At 71.3% G+C, this 17690-nt stretch carries 15 protein-coding genes; 4 read left to right on the top strand and 11 right to left on the bottom strand.

Annotation, left to right across the window (positions count from 1 at the left end):
• Positions 1-53 precede the first annotated feature (53 nt).
• Positions 54-986, bottom strand: coding sequence for a metal ABC transporter solute-binding protein, Zn/Mn family (locus ACFQRI_RS00680; RefSeq protein ID WP_380662876.1), 933 nt, complete (start codon positions 984-986; stop codon positions 54-56).
• A 536-nt stretch (positions 987-1522) separates the two neighbouring features.
• Positions 1523-4846 (bottom strand): bifunctional lysylphosphatidylglycerol synthetase/lysine--tRNA ligase LysX, encoded by a 3324-nt coding sequence (lysX, locus tag ACFQRI_RS00675; RefSeq protein ID WP_380662873.1) that lies wholly within the window; start codon positions 4844-4846, stop codon positions 1523-1525.
• Positions 4847-4959: 113 nt separating this feature from the next.
• On the opposite strand from lysX, the gene ACFQRI_RS00670 reads away from it, so the two are divergent.
• The 3 genes from ACFQRI_RS00670 to ACFQRI_RS00660 are packed head-to-tail and all read left to right on the top strand — an operon-like array spanning position 4960 to position 6762.
• Positions 4960-5625 (top strand): DUF998 domain-containing protein, encoded by a 666-nt coding sequence (locus tag ACFQRI_RS00670; RefSeq protein WP_380662871.1) that lies wholly within the window; start codon positions 4960-4962, stop codon positions 5623-5625.
• Positions 5618-6397 (top strand): alpha/beta fold hydrolase, encoded by a 780-nt coding sequence (locus tag ACFQRI_RS00665; protein WP_380662868.1) that lies wholly within the window; start codon positions 5618-5620, stop codon positions 6395-6397. Before ACFQRI_RS00670 ends, ACFQRI_RS00665 begins: the two co-directional genes overlap by 8 nt.
• Positions 6394-6762: a hypothetical protein gene (locus ACFQRI_RS00660; RefSeq protein ID WP_380662866.1), complete on the top strand. Its 369-nt coding sequence runs from the start codon at positions 6394-6396 to the stop codon at positions 6760-6762. The genes ACFQRI_RS00665 and ACFQRI_RS00660 overlap by 4 nt, the downstream gene beginning before the upstream one ends.
• 117 nt (positions 6763-6879) lie before the next feature.
• Here the strand turns inward: ACFQRI_RS00660 and ACFQRI_RS00655 are convergent, their stop codons facing one another.
• The 3 genes from ACFQRI_RS00655 to ACFQRI_RS00645 all read right to left on the bottom strand — a co-directional run bounded on the left by ACFQRI_RS00655 (position 6880) and on the right by ACFQRI_RS00645 (position 10550).
• A complete protein-coding gene (locus ACFQRI_RS00655) occupies positions 6880-8952 on the bottom strand; it encodes an NACHT domain-containing protein (protein WP_380662863.1) in 2073 nt (690 codons plus the stop codon).
• 261 nt (positions 8953-9213) lie between these two features.
• Positions 9214-10164 (bottom strand): M56 family metallopeptidase, encoded by a 951-nt coding sequence (locus ACFQRI_RS00650; RefSeq protein WP_380662860.1) that lies wholly within the window; start codon positions 10162-10164, stop codon positions 9214-9216.
• A complete protein-coding gene (locus ACFQRI_RS00645; protein WP_380662858.1) occupies positions 10161-10550 on the bottom strand; it encodes a BlaI/MecI/CopY family transcriptional regulator in 390 nt (129 codons plus the stop codon). Before ACFQRI_RS00645 ends, ACFQRI_RS00650 begins: the two co-directional genes overlap by 4 nt.
• A gap of 317 nt (positions 10551-10867) precedes the next feature.
• Here ACFQRI_RS00645 and ACFQRI_RS00640 point away from each other — a divergent pair, with 317 nt between their 5' ends.
• On the top strand, positions 10868-12496 hold the full coding sequence (locus ACFQRI_RS00640; RefSeq protein WP_380662855.1) for a multicopper oxidase family protein: 1629 nt from the start codon (positions 10868-10870) through the stop codon (positions 12494-12496).
• Between the two features lie 123 nt (positions 12497-12619).
• On the opposite strand, the gene ACFQRI_RS00635 is transcribed toward ACFQRI_RS00640, so the two are convergent.
• The 6 genes from ACFQRI_RS00635 to ACFQRI_RS00610 form a co-directional block, all read right to left on the bottom strand.
• Positions 12620-13285, bottom strand: a complete 666-nt coding sequence (locus ACFQRI_RS00635) for a hypothetical protein (protein WP_380662853.1) — start codon at positions 13283-13285, stop codon at positions 12620-12622.
• Positions 13286-13369: 84 nt separating this feature from the next.
• Complete coding sequence (locus ACFQRI_RS00630; protein ID WP_380662851.1) at positions 13370-13912, bottom strand: TlpA family protein disulfide reductase; 543 nt, start codon at positions 13910-13912, stop codon at positions 13370-13372.
• A gap of 77 nt (positions 13913-13989) precedes the next feature.
• Positions 13990-14778, bottom strand: coding sequence for a tetratricopeptide repeat protein (locus ACFQRI_RS00625; RefSeq protein WP_380662849.1), 789 nt, complete (start codon positions 14776-14778; stop codon positions 13990-13992).
• Positions 14775-15254: a cytochrome c-type biogenesis protein gene (locus tag ACFQRI_RS00620; RefSeq protein ID WP_380662847.1), complete on the bottom strand. Its 480-nt coding sequence runs from the start codon at positions 15252-15254 to the stop codon at positions 14775-14777. The genes ACFQRI_RS00625 and ACFQRI_RS00620 overlap by 4 nt, the downstream gene beginning before the upstream one ends.
• On the bottom strand, positions 15247-17238 hold the full coding sequence (locus tag ACFQRI_RS00615) for a heme lyase CcmF/NrfE family subunit (RefSeq protein ID WP_380662845.1): 1992 nt from the start codon (positions 17236-17238) through the stop codon (positions 15247-15249). The genes ACFQRI_RS00620 and ACFQRI_RS00615 overlap by 8 nt, the downstream gene beginning before the upstream one ends.
• Complete coding sequence (locus ACFQRI_RS00610) at positions 17235-17651, bottom strand: cytochrome c maturation protein CcmE (protein WP_380662843.1); 417 nt, start codon at positions 17649-17651, stop codon at positions 17235-17237. The genes ACFQRI_RS00615 and ACFQRI_RS00610 overlap by 4 nt, the downstream gene beginning before the upstream one ends.
• Between the last annotated feature and the right edge of the window lie 39 nt (positions 17652-17690).

The raw sequence follows: 17690 nt of genomic DNA, 5'->3' as shown, positions 1-17690 counted from the left end.
CCTCGTCAGCGCGACATGACATCGCACCGACGAGACCGGCGACCCCGGACGCGTCAGCGATTCCGCTCCAGGCTCGCGTCGAGGGCGGTGATCTGGTCGTTCATCCACTGGAGGTAGGTGCGCCCGCGCGGAAGGGTGTCGCGCATCTCCACGACCGGCGTCCGGTTGCGCTCGGCCCTCGTCTTGACCTGCCGCGTCATCGGCGTCTCGGTCTGCGGGTTGAAGATCACCGCGCTGGCGCGTCGGGAATCCACCGCGGTCTGGACCTCGGCGACCGCTGCCGCCGGCGGATCGTTCTCGGATTCGACGGCCTGGACGAACGACTGCGGGGTGATGTCGATCAGCCTCGCCGCTTCGATGAGGTAGTGCGCGACCGGCTCGGTGACGATGACCTGCTTGCCGTGGTTGGCCCCAGCGATCCGGTCGACGCGCGCCCGCATGCGGTCCAATTGCTCGTTGAACTTCGCGGCGGACCGGTGGAAGCGCTCGGCGTCGTGCGGCTGAAGCCTGCCCAGCTCGTCGGCGATCGCGCCCGCCATCCGCTGGGTGGCCGTCAGGTCGTACCACACGTGCTCGTTGATCGAGTGGTCGTGCTCGTGCTCGCCCTGGCCGTGCCCCGGATCGGGCTCGTGAACGGGCTCCGCGTGGCCGGGCTGCTGCAGCCCCGGCTCCCCGCCGTGCTCCACGTGCCCCGACTGCTGATGACCGGTTTCACCCGCCGGCGCCGAACGCGCACCCACGACATCCACCGCCTTGATCGCTGGTTCGCCCTCACCACGACCGTCGACGATCTGCTCCATGAACTCGTCGTAACCGCCGCCGTTGACGATCACGAGATCGGCATCGCCGGCCTCGGCCGCATCCCGCGGCGTGCTCTCGTACGAGTGCGGATCGATCGCCGGGTCGGTGATGATCGCCTCGGCGCGCACGGCATCACCACCGATTTCCCGCACCACGCTGGCCCACACGCTCGTGGACGCGACCACCGTCAGCTCCTCGCCGCCCGACTCATCGCCCCCACCAGGGGCAGCACCACAAGCCACCAGCGGCCCAGCAACGAGCCCGACCAAGGCCGCAGCCCCACCGCGTCGCACCTGCCGCGTCCGCCCCCGGACCGTCGCACGCATGCACTCCCCCTCGCCATCAGATGGTAATGGTTATCACTTTCATACTACGGAGGCGGGCGACGTACAACACCCGCGGGGGCCGAGCCCAGCGGGCGAACCGAGCAGCCGATTCCGAGCAGCCGGAAGAACACGTCACCGACGGGCATCGCACTGCGCGCATACCGGGCCGCGACGAGCAGATCCCCGAACAGCCCGAAGAGGAACAGAGGCGGCGAACCGGAACCCGAGCAGTCCAAGGCCGGGCGAATGACCGCGACGACCCGAGCTACTCCGCGCCGCCCACCCAAACTGCTCGAGGACCGCAACGGTTCACCGCGGAAGACCGGCGCGACCCGGTTCCCCCGCCCGCATCCCCCGGACGCGGCTCGGTTCGGGCGCATGTCGTTCGCGAGCGGTCAGGTGCCGCGCGCGGGACGGGCCAGCGGAAACGGCAGCGTGTCCCGAATCGGCCGACCGGTGAGCAGCATCAGCAGGCGGTCCACTCCCAGCCCGAGCCCACCGGTGGGCGGCATGGCGAATTCCAACGAGCGCAGGAAGTCCTCGTCCAGCTCCATCGCCTCCGGATCACCACCGGCCGCCTGCAACGACTGCTCGGTCAACCGGCGGCGCTGCTCGATCGGATCGATGAGTTCGGAGTAGGCGGTACCGATCTCCACGCCGAAAGCCACCAGGTCCCAACGTTCCGCCAGTCTCGGGTCGTGGCGGTGCGGACGGGTCAGCGGAGACACGTCGACGGGAAAATCGGTGTAGAACGTCGGGCGCGTCGTGTGGCGCTCGACCAACCGCTCGTAGAGCTCGACCACGAAGGCGCCGCGCGGCCAGTCCGGATCGCAGGAGACGTGCGTCCGCTCGCACAGCGACCGCAAGCGCTCCGGCGGAGTGTCCGGGGTGATCTCCTCCCCCAACGCCGACGACAACGCCTCGTGCACGGTGATCACCGGCCAGCTGCCGGAGAGGTCGACCTCCTCGGCTCGACCGCCGGGACCCTGCCGCCGAGCTACCGGCGCCCCGTGCACGGCAGTGGCCGCGGCCTGCACCAGCTCTTCGCACAGCTGCCGCATCACCGCGTAATCGGCGTGGGCCTGATACGCCTCCAGCATGGTGAATTCCGGGTTGTGCCGGGACGAAACCCCCTCGTTGCGGAACGTGCGCCCGAGCTCGAAGACCCGTTCCACCCCGCCCACGCACAGCCGCTTCAGGTAGAGCTCCGGGGCGATGCGCAAGTACAGCGGCATGTCGTAGGCGTTGATGTGCGTCCGGAACGGCTGCGCCGAGGCGCCACCGTGCACGGGCTGGAGAATCGGCGTCTCGACTTCCAGGAACTGGTGGGCGGTCAGCGTCGAGCGCAGCGCCTGCAAGCCGGCCGAGCGGGCCCGCAGCATCTCCCGGCCCTCGGTACCGACGATGAGGTCCACCGCGCGATCTCGGGATCGGGTCTCCGGATCGGTGAGACCGGCGTGCTTGTCCGGCAGGGGCCGCAGGCACTTTGCGGCCATGGTCCAATCCTCGGCCAACACCGTGGTCTCGCCGTGACGGGTGGTGATGACCTCCCCCTGCACCGAGACCTGGTCGCCGATGTCGACTTCGCTCTTCCACGCCCGCCACCGGGCCGTACCCGTGTCGGAGGTGGTGAGCATGACCTGCAGCTTCCCGGACCAGTCGCGCACCGTGGCGAAGCACAACCGACCGTGGTCGCGCATCAGCACGACGCGGCCCGTGACGGCGGTGCGGTCCCCGGTGCGGGCATCAGGTGCGGTTCCGACATGCCGGTCGACGACCTCCGCGCAGGAATCGGTGCGCGGGACCTGCGCCGGGTACGGGTCGCCCCCGTCCTTCCGGATCTTGGCGAGCGTGTCCAGGCGAACCCGCATCTGCTCGGGGACCGATCGCCGGTGGGTCTCTCGCCCGTCCGGCTCGACCACCGGTAGGCGGTCCTCGCCTGGTGCGTCCGGGGCGGGCGTGGCGGCGCCGCTCGAACCGAGCAGGGGTACGAAGCCCTCGGCCGCCGCGGAGGCGAACCCGACTCGGGCCAGGTCGCGTCGGTCGCCGAAACCGATGAACCGCGGCACCCAGTCGGGCTGGTACTTGGCGTTCGAGCGGTACAACGACTCCAACTGCCACCAACGCGAGAAGAACAGCAGGATCGAGCGCCAGGACCGCAGCACCGGGCCCGCGCCCAACCGGGCCCCTTCCTCGAACACCTCCCGGAACACCGCGAAGTTCAGCGAGACCCGCTGGATGCCCGGAGGCATCGCGCCCCGCACGTGCCCTCCCGAACGCGTCAGGGAGCTGATCATCAGCTCCACCAGCCCGTTGTCGCTCTCGGGCGATCGGCGCATGGCTTCCAAGGACAGGCCGGTGCGTCCCCAGGGCACGAACGACAGCATCGCGCACACCTCGCCGTCGGCGTTCACGGCTTCGACCAGCACGCATCCGCCGTCGGCCGGGTCGCCCCACCGGCCCAGCGCCATCGAGAAGCCGCGTTCGGTGTCGCTGCCCCGCCACCGAGCAGCGCGGCGGGCGACCTCGGCCATCTCCTCCGCCGAGATCTCCTCCTGCCTGCGGATCCGCACCCGGTACCCGGCGCGATGCAACCGGTTCACCGCCTGGCGCACCGGCCGCATCTCCCGGCCGTCCAGGTCGAAGGTGGACAGGTCCAGGATCGCCTCGTCACCCAAGCGGAGGACCTTCAGCCCGGCCCGCGCGTAGGCGCGGGCGCCGCGCTCGCCGGCGCCGATCACCGCCGGACGCCAGGTGTAATCCCGGCACATCGCCAGCCACCGCTCGATCGCCGGTCCCCACGCTTCGGGATCACCCAGCGGGTCACCGCTGGCCAAGCAGACGCCTGCGACCACGCGATAGCTGATGGCGGCCTTGCCGCTGGTCGAGAAGAGCACCGCCTTGTCCCGCCGCGTGGCGAAGTAGCCCAACGAGTCGACCTCGCCGTGCTCCGCCAGCAACTCCCTCACCCGGCGCTCGTCGGCAGCGGGCAGCACCGAGGCGGTGCGCTGGGATCGGAACAGCACCGCCAGCGTGGCGAACAGCGTGGCCATCCCGAACGCGCCGAGCACGAGGTTCACCCAGCCCGGAGCCTCCCCGGTGCGGGTGATGTCCAGGGTCGCCGCACCTCCCAGCACCCGTTCGACCGTCCAGCTGAACCGGTCGGCGGAGTCGTGCAACGAGCCCGGGAACACGCCGACCAACCCGTAGCCCAGCACGATGAACACCGCGACGAGTCCGGCGAAGGTCCCCAGCGCCTTGGGCACGCTGGCGCGCTGCACCCGGCCGTGGAACTGCCGCGACGCCAACCCCAGAACGACCATCGCGGCTGCGGTGAACACCACGTTCGCTCCCAGCGACCACCGCAACCAGCTCGGCAGCACCTGCTCGACGAAACCCGGCTCCCACGGGAGCGCCAGGACGATCAGCAGCACCAGCCCCGACAGCAGGAGTTGCAGAGCCAGCACCAGCAGCAGGATCCAGTATGCGATGCGCTTGCGGCGCCCCAACGCCCCTGCCAGCACCAGCAGGAAGGCCGCGTAGCCGAGGTTGGCCGGAGCGGGGAAGAGCACCAGGTCGGTGAACTCGCGCACCGGCTGCATCCCGCTCCGGAACGCCGCTCCGACTGCTGCCAAGGCGCACAGGGCCGCGATGCACACCAACGTCCCGACCACGATCCGCGGGACCCGAGCCGTCCAGACCGGCTCGGTCGCAGGCACCCACCCGCTCCGCGACCGGCCCGCCGATGCTGCCCGACCCATCCATACCTCCTCGGCTTACGCTGGCACGCAGTGGACCATCGATGTTGACCTCACCGACCCTAGGACGGTTCATGCGCGCCGACTCCGACGGCCGGGTTGCGGCCCGTGCACCAGCGGTGTGCTGCGCGTCCGCCGCCGTGCTCTACAGCCTGTGGGTGCTGGGACCGTGGATCAATCCGGGCCTGGACGCGCTGAACGGCTACGTCAGCGAACTCGCCGCCCGCGACCAGCCGGGCAGCTGGCTCTTCCGCGTCGGTGATGGACTCGCCGGGTTGCTGGCCGCCGCAGCTGCCGCGGCCGGGATCCGGGGCAGCGGCGGTGGGCTCGTCGGGTGGAGCGGTCTGCTGGTCTTCGGCGTCGCCACCGGGCTCGACGGAGCGCTGACCCCGATGACGTGCGCGAGCTTCGTCGACTCGGGATGCGCGGTGCGCGAGCTCGTGGGCGCGCTCCCCGCCACCCACGCGTTGCACGAGATGACCAGTTCCGTTGCGGCGCTGGGCGTGCTCGTGGCCATGGGCGGACTGGCCGGGGCCGGCATCGGGCTCCCCGCGCGCTGGGGCTGGGCGTGGTGCTCGGCGACCGGGCTGGCGACCGCGGTGACGCTGGGAGCGCTGTGGGCGGGCGCCGGGGCCGGGGTGGTGCAGCGAGTGCAGCTGAGCCTCATCGCGACGTGGCTGATCGCATTGGCCGTCACCGGGGCCCGTCGAACGCGTTCCGCGGGTGGTTTCGATGCCTGACTCGCCCACCGTGCTGCTGACCTCGGGGATGGCCGGTGCCGCCCACGACTGGGAGCTGGTCCTGCCTGCGTTGTCGGCGCTGCACCGCGTGCATCGGCTGGAGCGCCCCGGCCTCGACGGGGGCGCTCCTCGATCGGGGTTGCCCAGCCTGCACGAGGAGGCCGACCGACTCGGTGCCGCCGCGGAGCGACACGGCGGCGCGGTCGTGGTCGCGCATTCGGTCTCGGCGCTGCACGCCGAGGCGATGGGTCGACGGCATCCGCGCTCGCTGCGCGGGCTCGTGCTGCTGGACCCGAGCTGCGGCAGCGCTCCGCCGCGCCCGGGGCGGCCGCTGCGCGCGGCAGGAGCGGTGGGCCGCCACGCGGCCAGCTGCGTCGCACCGCTCGGACCCGCCATCTGGGCGGCCGTCGCGCGCTCACAAACGTCCCGACCGCTGCCACCGGCGGTGCGAGCGGCCGGACGTGCCCGATTCCGCTCGCCGAACGCGATCACCGCGGCGTGGCAGGAATATCTCGCCTTCGGACCGATGCTGCGAGATCTGGCGGCGCTCCGGCAGCGCGCGACGTTCCCCCCGGTACCCGTGCGGGTCCTCACCGCCGTCGGGGGGATGCGCGCGAGCACGGCCGTGCGGTGGACGAGGTGCCACATCCGCCTGGCACGGCTCCTGGGAGGCTGCCACCGCCTGCTGCCCGACAGTCGGCACCAGGTGGCGTGGGACTGCCCGGACGTGGTGGTGGAGACCATCGAGGCCGCGATGGGAAGTCGGGGATGAGGGCCGGACCCGCGCTGGCGCTGGTAGCGGTCGCCCTGGTGGTCACCGGCTGCGCGGACCCCGCCAAGGCGATCTCGGCCGCCGGCTACCGCAACGCCGTATCCCTGGGCACTCGGACGGAGCTGGCGCAGCACGGCGTTCTGCTGCGAGATCGCCCCGCTTGCCGCAGCACCGGCGCCGAGCAAGCCCGCGTCGGCTCCGGCTTCACCGTCGAGTGCACGGCGTCGACGGCGGACGACGCCGCGGTGACGGTGCGCGGCGTGGTCACCGCAGCGGGCACCCCGGCTCAACGCGAGGACTACGTCATCCGGGTCGACGGCAGGATGTTCCTGCGCGTCGACTGCCTGGGCGTCGGTTGCCGCTGACGTCCGCCCGCTCGGTCCGGTTGGATCCGCGCCAGGACGCCGTCAGCGCCCAGGCCGAGCCGCTGCCCTCGAACGCTCCGCGTCCGCGGAACCGCGAGGCCAACACCTGGCCAGCTATCACGGCAGCTGATCTAGGGTGGTGCGCGCCTGCGACCCGGTGCGCCGCCGGCTGCGGTAGTGGATCGCGAGGTGATCGCGGAGCCGCACGTGGCGGAGCTGGTAGACCGAACCGGTTCTGCGCAGCACGCCGCGCTCGTAGGCGTCTTCGAGGAAACGCTTCGGGCGCCAGGGCAGACGGCCGGTCAGCGGAAGCCACAGCCGTGCGAACAGCAGCCAGCTCCCCCATGCCGAGAGCACCAACCGGACGATGCCGAACACGGGGCCGAAGACGAGCCCGATGAGGAGCACATCCCCGGACTCGGCCAGGAAGCCGTAAGCGATCCCGACCGCGAGCGCAGTCGTTGCGACCGTGCGGACGAGCGTGACCGTTCGGTCACGGGTCAGCAGCGTCCACGGGTCGGTCGCGCGGGAGTCGTAGGTATCTCCGAGAGCTGACACGACGACGCTGGGCAGCCCGAACGCGATCCCGACCGCGAGCCCGTAGGCGAGCACGTACGCGAACCCGCCCGCGAACCCGAGAGCGAGTCCGAACGCGAACCCGAAGGCGAAGCCGGTGATGAACTCGAAGGTGGATTCCTTGAGGTGAGTCATCATCCGGGCGCGTGGTTCACGGCCTCGCCGTCGCAGGCTCAGGCTCAGGCGCAGCCGCTCCGGTTCCCTTCCCGTCCGCGCGCGAGAAAATCGCGCTTCGTTGACCAGCGCGGCCGCGAACCCGGCCGGGAACACGACGGCGAACACGACGGCGAATCCCACCGCGAATCCGCCCACGAACCCGTCCGCGAGCCCGTTCGCGGCCCCGACCACGAACCCGTGCGCGGTCCCGACCGCGATCCCGCCGATGGCCGCGGTGACGAGGATGCGGGTCCAGCGGTGAAGGGCGGCGGGGAGTTCCCACCAGGTGAGGTCGTGGGTGTCGCGGTCTTGGAGGTGGGTGGCGAGGTAGCCGAGCCACCGGCGGGCTCGTCCGGGACTCCAGTTCGGCGTTCGTGATTTCCGCGGGCCTGTGCGGCGGGCGTAGACGGTCTCGACGTAGGCGTCGAGGAGGTGGTCTTCGAGGTCCTCGGCTTCGGGGAAGTGTGCGGCGTTGAGGAGTTCGCCGGGTTGGTGGCCCGGGTTGTCGTTGTAGACGGTGCGCGCGAGCATGACCATCAACGGGCTGGTCAGCACGGCGGTGAGGTTCCGGCTCGCGGGGTCGCCGGGTGCGGTGCGCAGCTGCTCGAACACCGCGTCCCAGGCGTGGCCGCGGGGTTTGCCGGTGCTCTGGCGCAGGTATTCCCGGGTCTTGTCGAGGGGGAGATCTTCGAGCGCGATGGCTGCGGCACCGCCGACGGCCTTGATCTCGTGCGCGGCGCGGGCGTATTCCGCCGGGCGGCTGGTGACGATCAGTGGTAGGTCGAGGGTGCTGATCTGGCGGATCGCGGCGGCGTGGTGCTGCTCGGGGAGCTCGTCGAAGCCGTCCAGGACGGGCACGACGAGGCCGCGTTCGATGAAGACCTCGGCCAGCTTCATCTTGGTGGTGGGGTCCCGGGTGTCCAGGAACAGGAAGTCGCGTGCGAGGTGCTCGGCCAACCAGCAGCGCAGTTCGGTCGCGGGGTTCCAGTCGCCGAGACCGAACAGCACCGGAACCGGGCCGAGGGGGCTGTTCTTGAGCAGGTCGAGGATGAGTCGGTGGGCGAGCACCGTCTTGCCCGCACCGGCCCGCCCCAGTACGACCAACCTTCGCGACTCGACGGCCTCGTAGGTCTTCCGGATCGCGGTGAACTGTCCGGCGAGCGATACCGGAGTGCCGTCGGCCCCGATCTTCTCCCAGTAGTCGAAAAGGTTCTCCTCGGCGGTGCGCCAGCGCACCGGCAGCGCGTCCCGATCGCGCAAACCCCACTTCTCCAGTTCGCGCTCGCTGGCCGAGCGGACTGCGCCTGCGAGGCCCCGAAGGCGTTCCGCCTGCGTCCCGTTGAGACCCGACGGGTTCGAAGGGCTGGTGACGGAGATCGGGCCGTTGTTGACGCCGATCTGGAAGCTGGTCGCGGCCAGACCGCTGAACTCGTTGTGGATCTCGTTCTTCTCGGCCACCCCGAACAGTGTGCCGGATACGCCCGAACGCCCGTGCGGAAATACACCCAACTGTCCGAACCGCAGCGCCGACGCGGCGCGCGAGGCCGCCCTCGTGCCCCGCCGGCCGAGCTGACGGAAGTCGGCCGCGCCGCGACGAACGATCACGACCCCAGACCAGCAATCCCGGACCCCCGCCTGCTGCCTGGCGCTGGCTCGGGCCCGCCGACACGACCCGGGCCGGTGCACCGGTTCGCTGGAACGGGTGCTGGACCCCGCCTGCTACTGGAAGGCCACCGGGCACACGCTCAGCGCCATCGCGACGAGCGCTGCGCCTGGCCCGAACAGGAGACCGGCCGCGGTACCGCTCAACGCGGCACGACTGGTGGCGCGATGCGCCTGGGACGGCGGTTCGGCGAGCCGGAGCGCCCTGGCGAGAACCGAGTGCCCGGTGGCAGCCAGAGCTCCGCTGGGTGTGGCCCCCTCCGTCATGGTGGCCAGCGCGCCCACCAGCGGAACAGGCCCGTGGCGCTCGACCGCGATGTCGTCGGCGCGCATCTCCAGCAGGCGTCCGGATTCCTCCTCAGCCGTGCGGAAGAGCGTCACGCCCGGGAAGGCCCGGCGCACCGCGCCCAACAAGGTCAGCAGCAGGTGGTGGCGGCCGACCAGGTGCGCGTGCTCGTGCGCGAGCACCGCTTCCAGCTCGGCCGGGTCGAGCCTGTCGAGCGCTCCGCGGGTCACCACCACCGTGCGGGACCGGCTCGCCACGCAGTACGCGGTGACCTGCTCGGACTCGACCACCACGGTGCCCGCCCCGAGCTGCGGGGCAGCTCGACCGGCCAAGCGCACAGCACGCGCATGAAGCAGACCTCGACGGTGCGCCCGGTACCAGTGGCTCCCGATCCGCCACCCCAACCACATCAGCCACGCGAGGGACACCGCGGCCAGAGCGAGGAACGCGGCCGCGACCCACGGTTGAAACATGCCGAGAGGCCGCAGCGCGGCCAAGCAGCTGTGCAGCAGAGCGGCCGCACTGCCCGACCACTCGACCACGGACAAGGACGCGACGGCTGCCGCACCCACCCAGGAGGCCAGCACGCTGCCGACCGCCGAGGTCCACACCGCAACACCGAGTCGGGGATTCGCACCCGCCGCCGTCAGCTGGGGCAGCAGACGTGGCGCCACGATCGCGACGACGAAGCCGTAGAAGGCCAGGCAGGCTGCGAGCGTCACCGCTTCGGCTCCTTCCCCGCCAGCTTCTGCAGCACCTCCCGGACGGACGCGGCCTCCTCCGGCGTCCCGCCTTCGAGGAAGTGCATCAGGACCGCCTCGGTGTTCTGACCTTCGCTGAGCGCCTCGCGCATCAGCTGCGCCGCGTGCTCCTCGCGCGTCACCGTCGGCACGTACCGGTAGGCGCGCCCTTCGCGCTCTCGGGACAGCCAGCCCTTGCGGTGCAGGATGTCCATCACGGTCATGACCGTCGTGTAGGCGGGATTCCGCTCGTCCCGGAGCTCCTCCACCATCTGGCGGACCGTGGCCGGGGTACCGCGGGACCACATTCGGCCCATGATCGCGCCTTCCAGCTCCCCGAAACCGCGCACCTCGACCTCCTCCGCCACGTGCACACCGAGCCGGGCGGCAGCACGACCCGTGCGACCACCGGGGACACCCTACATCTTCATACTAAGTTCGTTAGCAACTGTCAGTACCGCTCCCCCGAGGACCGTCGGACGATCCCGGGAGGGACCAACGCGAGCGCGAGCGCAGCGCACTCCCCCGCACCGGGCGACCCCGAAATCCTGAACTACGTAGTTGGATAGTATGCGCGTGGTCGGCCGGTCCTGGACCACCGACCACGCCGCGGCAGGCAGGCGCGGCGCTCGCGGGTTCGATCCCGGGCCCGCCGTCACGACCACGAAGCACGCGGGTGGATGCAATGGCACAGCCGGTGAGCAGGCGGAACCTGCTGCTGGGCACGGCCGGGCTGGCGGTCGGCACCGCCGCGACCGGCGGCATGGCATGGTCAGCGCTGCGCTCCAACGCCCCCTCCGGACCCGACCGGGTGATGGCCTCGGCGGCGGAGGTCGCCGAGACCGAGCGGGCACGGCGCGCCCGCGGCACCGGCCGCACCGTGCGAGCGGCGCTGACCGCCGAGCCCACCGAGGTGGACCTGGGCGGGCGAATCGTTCGGACCTGGGCCTACAACGGCCAGGTCCCCGGGCCGCTGGTGCGCTGCACCGCCGGGGACCGGCTGGAGGTCGATCTGCACAACCGACTGGCGGAACCGACCACGGTGCACTGGCACGGCGTGCGGATCCGCAACGACATGGACGGCGTTCCCCACCTCACCCAGGACCCGGTGCGGCCGGGCTCGCGCACGCGCTACTCCTTCACCGCCCCTGATCCCGGAACGTACTGGTTGCACCCCCACGTCGGCCTGCAGCGCGAGCACGGCCTGCACGCGCCGCTGATCATCGACGACCCGGGGGAACGCGGCGACTACGACGTCGAGTTCGTGGTGGTGCTCGACGACTGGCTCGACGGCGCCGCCGACAGCCCCGAGCGCGTGCTGGAGCTCCTGCGTCCCGGCGACATGCACGCGCGCTACCGCACCCCGGTGCAGGCCGGGCGCGTCGAGGACCTCTCGGCCTCCTGGCAGTACGACGTGCCCGCCGAGCTGGCCGACCCGCCACCCGGCATCACCCCGGTCCCGGCGAACTCGCGGATGGCCAGCAGCGTCGAGTACCCCTTCTACCTGCTCAACGGCAGGCTTCCGACCGATCCGCAGACCTTCCGCGGCAAGCCGGGCCAGCGCGCCCGCATCAGGCTGATCAACGCGGCCGGGGCGACCGCCTTCCGCGTCGCCCTGGGCGGGCACCGCATGACCGTGACCCACACCGACGGCTTCCCCGTCGAACCGATCGCGGTGGACGCGCTGCAGGTCGCCTCCGGCGAGCGCTACGACGTCACCGTCGAGCTCGGCGACGGCGTGTTCCCCCTGGTCGGTGTCGCCGAGGGCAAGGGCGCGCAGGCTTTCGGCCTGATCCGCACGGCCAGCGGTGCCGCACCGCGACCTTCGGTCCAACCCGCCGAACTGGGTGGCGAGCTGCTCCGGCTGGCCGATCTGCGCGCCGCGCCGACCGCGAGGGCGGGCACCGGCACGCCGCGAACCAGCCACTCCCTCTACCTCACCGGCGACATGTACAGCTTCTCCTGGCGCATCAACGCCCAGAACTACGACCACCACCGGCCCTTCGCCGGCATCACCCCGCTGGACGTCCGGGCGGGCGAGGTGGTCCGTCTCGAGATGATCAACCAGACGCACATGTACCACCCGATGCACCTGCACGGGCACACGTTCACCGTGCGCGCCATCGCGGACACCGGCGGCCGCTCCTCCGCACGGCTGCCGGAAGGCACGCGCAAGGACACGGTCATGGTCGGCCCCGGGCAACGCCTGACCGCCGATTTCACGGCCGACAACCCCGGCCAGTGGCTGGTGCACTGCCACAACGCCTACCACATGGCCACCGGCATGGCCGCCATGCTGTCGTACCTGCGCTGACTCCCGCAGCGACGGCGAACCCGACCGGCCTGCGGACCGAGGTCTTCGCAGCGCTCCGGGCAGGCGCACCCCGCACCTAGGCCGACGCTCGGAAGCGCACCTCGCATCGGCCGCACGGCGCATCTACATCACCGAACTCGCCAGCATGTAGCCCATGCTCGCGGCCATCACCGCGAGGCTGGCGCGGGTCACCGGGGTGAAGTGGGCGAGCATGCCCACGCCCGGCGCCGGGCCGAAGTCGAGCGGCTCCGACCCGTCTCCCCGGGTCGTCGAACCGCGTTCCGCGAACTGCGGCCTGCCGGGGCGCGGTTCTCGAGCGGACCCCGCGCGGGCACCGCGCAAGACCGGAACCCGGTCCCACAGCGCGAGTGCCCACGCGACGGCCTGAGCGACGAGATACGCGGTGAGGGCACCGGTCAGAACCGCGGGCCGGACCACGGGGGACGACATCATGTACGTCATGGCCATCTTGTCCGCGGTGGAGATCAACCACAGCGGGTTGAACATGCCCTCGCGCAAGCGGAGCAGCACCGCGGTTCCGGCTTCCGCGACCGCGGCCAGCGCGAACAGCAGGAACCCACCGCGATAGAGCTCGTGGTGCTGCACGTGCGGCAGCGAGTACATCGCGATCATGGCGACCGCTGTGGCCGCGTGCCCGACGTGCCACCAACGCGGTTGTCCGGGCATGACCCAGGCGTGCCACAGGTGGGTGGCGAGCACCCCGACCAAGGCGACGACCCAGAGCAGACGCACCCACTCCGGCCCTGGCGCCCCGTGCATCATCTCCATCGCACTGCCGCTCCTCTCCATCGACCCGTGTTGTGCGGCCCTGGAAGCAGGTCGAACCCCGAGGCGCGAGAGTTCCCGGGGCGGTCAGCGCTGGAAGGTCTCGCCTTCGGTTCGGGAGGTGGGTTCGCGCCCGGCGAGGACGTCGTCGAGGGTGCGAGCGAGCAGCTCGTAGTTGGACGCCCCGCTGATCTTGGCCACGACGGTGCCGTTGCGGTCGATGAAGAAGGTCTCCGGGATGCCGAACACGCCGAACGCCACGGACAGCTCGGACCCGGGGTCGGTGACGTAGCGGTAGCCGTCCCCGCGTCCGAGCTCGTCGAGGAAGCGGATCGCGGCGGCGCGCTGGTCCTGGTGGTCGACGCCGACGAAGGTGACGCCGCGGTCGCGGTAATTGGTGGCAGCGGCGGTGAGCGCGGGGTGCTCGTCGCGGCAGGCCACGCACCAGGACGCCCAGAAGTTGACCACCACGATCTGGCCGCGCAGCTCCGACAGGGACAACGAACCGGGCCTTTCGAGTTCGGGCACCCGGACCTCCGGCGCCGGCTTCCCGATCAGCGGGCTGTCGACCACGTTCGGGTCCTCGCCGATCCGGGAGCCGAACGCGGCGCCGATTCCGATGGTGATCACGACGGCCAGGGCGGTGCACCATCTGATCAGGCGCCATCGCCGGGATCGAGCCGCGTGATCGAGCAGGGGCGGAGCGGTCACCGCAGCCCACCTCCGCGGACCAGGTCGTCGGCTCGTCGGCGCACGTCCGGGTCCAGGTCCTCGCGCTCGGTGAGCTCCTGCGCGATCGACCGCGCCGCCCGGGGATCGCGCGGTGCCAGGATCTCGGCCTGCAGCATCAGGGCGTCCGCCGAGGAGGGGGCGGTGCTGAGGGCGCGCGCGGAGAACCGCGCCGCTTCCTCCGGCTTGTCCTGGGCGAGCAGCACCCGGCCGGCTCCGGCCAGCACTCGGGGGTTGTCCGGCTGCTGCTTGAGCCCGACCCCGTAGTGCTCGGCAGCCCGGTCCAAGGCTCCCTGTTCGAGATAGCGCTCGGCCAGAGCGAGGCGCATGCCGAGCACTCCGGGGTTCCGGGCGATGACCGCCTCCATCTCCTCGTTGCTCACGGTGGACGGATCGCGCCGCGGAACGTCTTGCGGCCGGGCGGGTTGGGCCACCTGGTTCCCGGTGATGAAGCCGTTCTCGGGCCGTTCTGCGGTGAAGCGGGGTAGCACCACCGCAACCGCGAGCACCGCCACCACTCCGGCGGTGAGGTAGATCGCGCGGCGCGCGAGCGGCGCGCCCGGTCGGCGCCTGCCGTGCCGATCCGGGCTGTCGTCGAGGGAATCCAGCGCGTCGAGCGCTCGGGCTGCGGTGGCTTCGTACTCGGCGCGCAACCGCTGAGCGGCGGTCTCCGGAATCTCGCCGGTGGCGACCTGCCGGTCGAGCTCCACGATGTCGCGCAGCGCGTGCTCGCGAAGAGCGTCGAGTCGTTGGCGTTCGGTGCTCACGGATCGTCCTCCTGCGCGGTGCTCGCGCGCACGCGCGCGACCTCGGCGGCCACCTTCTGCCGCGTTTCCGGGGCGAGCTCGGCCGGTGGTGCTCGGCGACGGGTGCGCACCAGGACGAGCGCGCATCCGGCCACGCCGACGAGCGCGGGGGCCAGCCACACCCACAGCGTGCTGCCGCGCACCGGCGGGTCGAGGAGAACCCACTGCCCGTAGCGGCTTCGGAAGTAGTCGACGATCTGCTGGTCGGACCGTCCTGCGGCGATCTGCTCGGCGACGGTTCGCCGCATGGCCTCAGCCGTGTCGGAGGGGGACTCCGCGACGGACACGCTCTTGCAAACGGGGCAGCGCAGTTGCCTCTCCAGTTCCAGAGCGCGATCGGCGGGCGCGCTCTCGCCGGACAGGAGGCCGATGGCGACCACCGCGAGGGCGGCGAGGATCGCGCCGACGACACCGGCCTGGCTCCACCGGTTACGCACCGACGTTCACCGCCTCGACCTCGTCCGCGACCGCGATCCCGGTACCAGCTGGGCGGGAACGCCGGGTGACCAGACCCAGGGCCCACAGACCACCGAGCGCCATCACGCCGCCGGCCACCCACATCCACACCATCAGCGGGTAGCGGTAGAGGTTGAGGTTGACGCGGTTGGGCTGCAGGTCCGCCAGCGCCACGTAGACGTCCTGCCCCGGGGAGGTCCACACCGACGGTGTGCCGACGGCCTGCTGCTGGTTGCGGAACGCGCTCACCCGCGGTGCGGCCACGTGCACGACGGTGCCGTCGCGCCGAAAGGCGATTCGCGCCTCGGTCACCGAACGGTTCGGCGCCTGGAACTGCTCGGTTCCGTCGAAGGTGACCTCGTAGCCGGCGAACTCGGCGGACGCACCGCGCTCCAGCGCGACGGTGGCGCGCTCGCCCAGCGCTCCGGTGACCGCGATGACCACGGCCACCAGCGCAACACCGAGGTGGGCGAGCTGGCCGCCCCAGTACGCGCGCTGGCCGCGCACCAGGCGCAACACGCCGGGGAGCGTCCACCGGGGAGCCACGAGCGCCAGTCGGCGCACGGTCGCCGCCGACATCAGCACGCCGGTGAACACCGCGCCCACGACCCCGACCGACCGGACTCCCCCGACCACGAGGGCAGCGGCCGACAGGCTGGCGACCAGCAGCGGAACCCGCAAGCGCATCCACACCACCTCGGCGGATGCGTGCCGGTGCGGCAGGAACGGACCGACTCCCATCGCCAGCAGCAGGGCGAATCCCAGCGGGACCGTCATGCTGTCGAAGAAGGGCCTGCCCACCGACACGGCGCTTCCGGTGATGGCCTCGACCAGGATCGGATAGATCGTTCCGGTGAGCACCACGAACGCCAGCAAGCTCAGCAGCAGGTTGTTGACCAGGAAGGCACCTTCCCGGCTGGCCAGCGATTCCGGACGGGCCAACGACGCGATCCGCTCGCCGCGCGCGGCGAACAGCCCGAAGCCCCCGAGGAGCACCGCACCGAGGAAGACCAGGAACGCGGGCCCCACCCCGGACTCGGTGAACGAGTGCACCGAGGACACGACCCCGGAGCGGGTCAGGAACGTGCCCAGGACGGTCAGCGCGAACGTCGCCAGGACCAGCACGAAGTTCCACGCCTGCAGCATCCCGCGCTTGATCTGCACGGCAGCGGAGTGGATGAAGGCCGTCGCGGTCAGCCACGGCAGGAGAGCGGCGTTCTCCACCGGGTCCCACGCCCAGTAACCGCCCCAGCCCAGCACTTCGTACGCCCACCAGGCACCGAGGAAGATCGAACCGGTGAGGAAGATCCACGCCACCAGGTTGGCGCGGCGGGTTCGGCGCAGCCAGTCGACACCGCCCTGCCGGATCAGCAACGCCGAGATCGCGAAGGCGAACGGTACCGTGAAGCCCACGTAGCCGAGGTAGAGCATCGGCGGGTGGAAGGCCACCAGCGGGTTCTCCTGCAGCAGCGGGTTGGGGCCCGGGCCGTCCGCAGGTGGTTCGGACAGGATCCGGAACGGATTGGCCGCCGTGGTCACCAGGCCGAAGAAGAAGGCGGCGACCAGGCCCATGACGGCCAGCGCACCGGTTCCCAGCCGATCTCCGGTGCTGCGGACCTGTCGCAGCACGCCGGCGGTGAAACCGGCCAGCACCAGGCACCAGAGCACGATGCTGCCGCCCAGCGCCGACCACGCGGTGGTGATGCTGAACAGCAGCGGCGTCTCCCGCGAGTGGGTTTCGGCCACGTAGGACACCGCGAAGTTGTCCGTCAGAAGCGCGATCTCCAGTGCGGCCATGGACAGCGCGGCTCCGCCGAGCATGCACCACACCGGAACCGCCAGCTGCGCGCGGCGGAGCGATCCCGGTTTCCGCTGTGCGCGGAACCCGGACACGACCAGCGCCAGCGCAGCGGCGGCACCCAGGAAGGAGCCCGCCCATCCGGCTGCGGGCACGACGGCGGTCACCGGCGCTCACCCCCGTCCTGCGGAGGGGCGTAGTTCTCGTCGTGCTTGACCAGCATGGTGTCCGACGCGAAGCGCGCGCCCTGCCAGGACCCCTCCAGCACCACGCCGATGCCCGCGCGGAACAACTGCGCCGGGGCTCCGCGGTGCTCGACCGGGATCGACGGGCTGCCCGGAGCGCTGTGGGAGGCCACCGAGAACCGCAAACCCCCGGGAGAACGGGTGACGCTGCCGGGAACCACGAAACCGCCGAGCTGGAACCTGCGCTCCTGACCGAACTCGACCTTCCTGGCCAGCGCCTCCTGCGGAGTCAGGTAGTACACGAGGTTGCTGTTGAGGTTGCCGAACACCAGGAACCCGCTCAGCACGACGACGAGCCCGCCGAGAGCGAGCACCAGCAGTCGGTAGCGCCTCACCGCTCGGCCCCGTTCCGCCGCAGCGCGGCCCATCGACGG

Origin of the sequence: Saccharopolyspora griseoalba, from assembly GCF_042665275.1 — a bacterium.
Lineage (GTDB): Bacteria > Actinomycetota > Actinomycetes > Mycobacteriales > Pseudonocardiaceae > Saccharopolyspora > Saccharopolyspora griseoalba.
The sequence above is the reverse complement of the archived record's forward strand: the minus strand, read 5'-3'. Positions and strand labels throughout refer to the sequence as shown.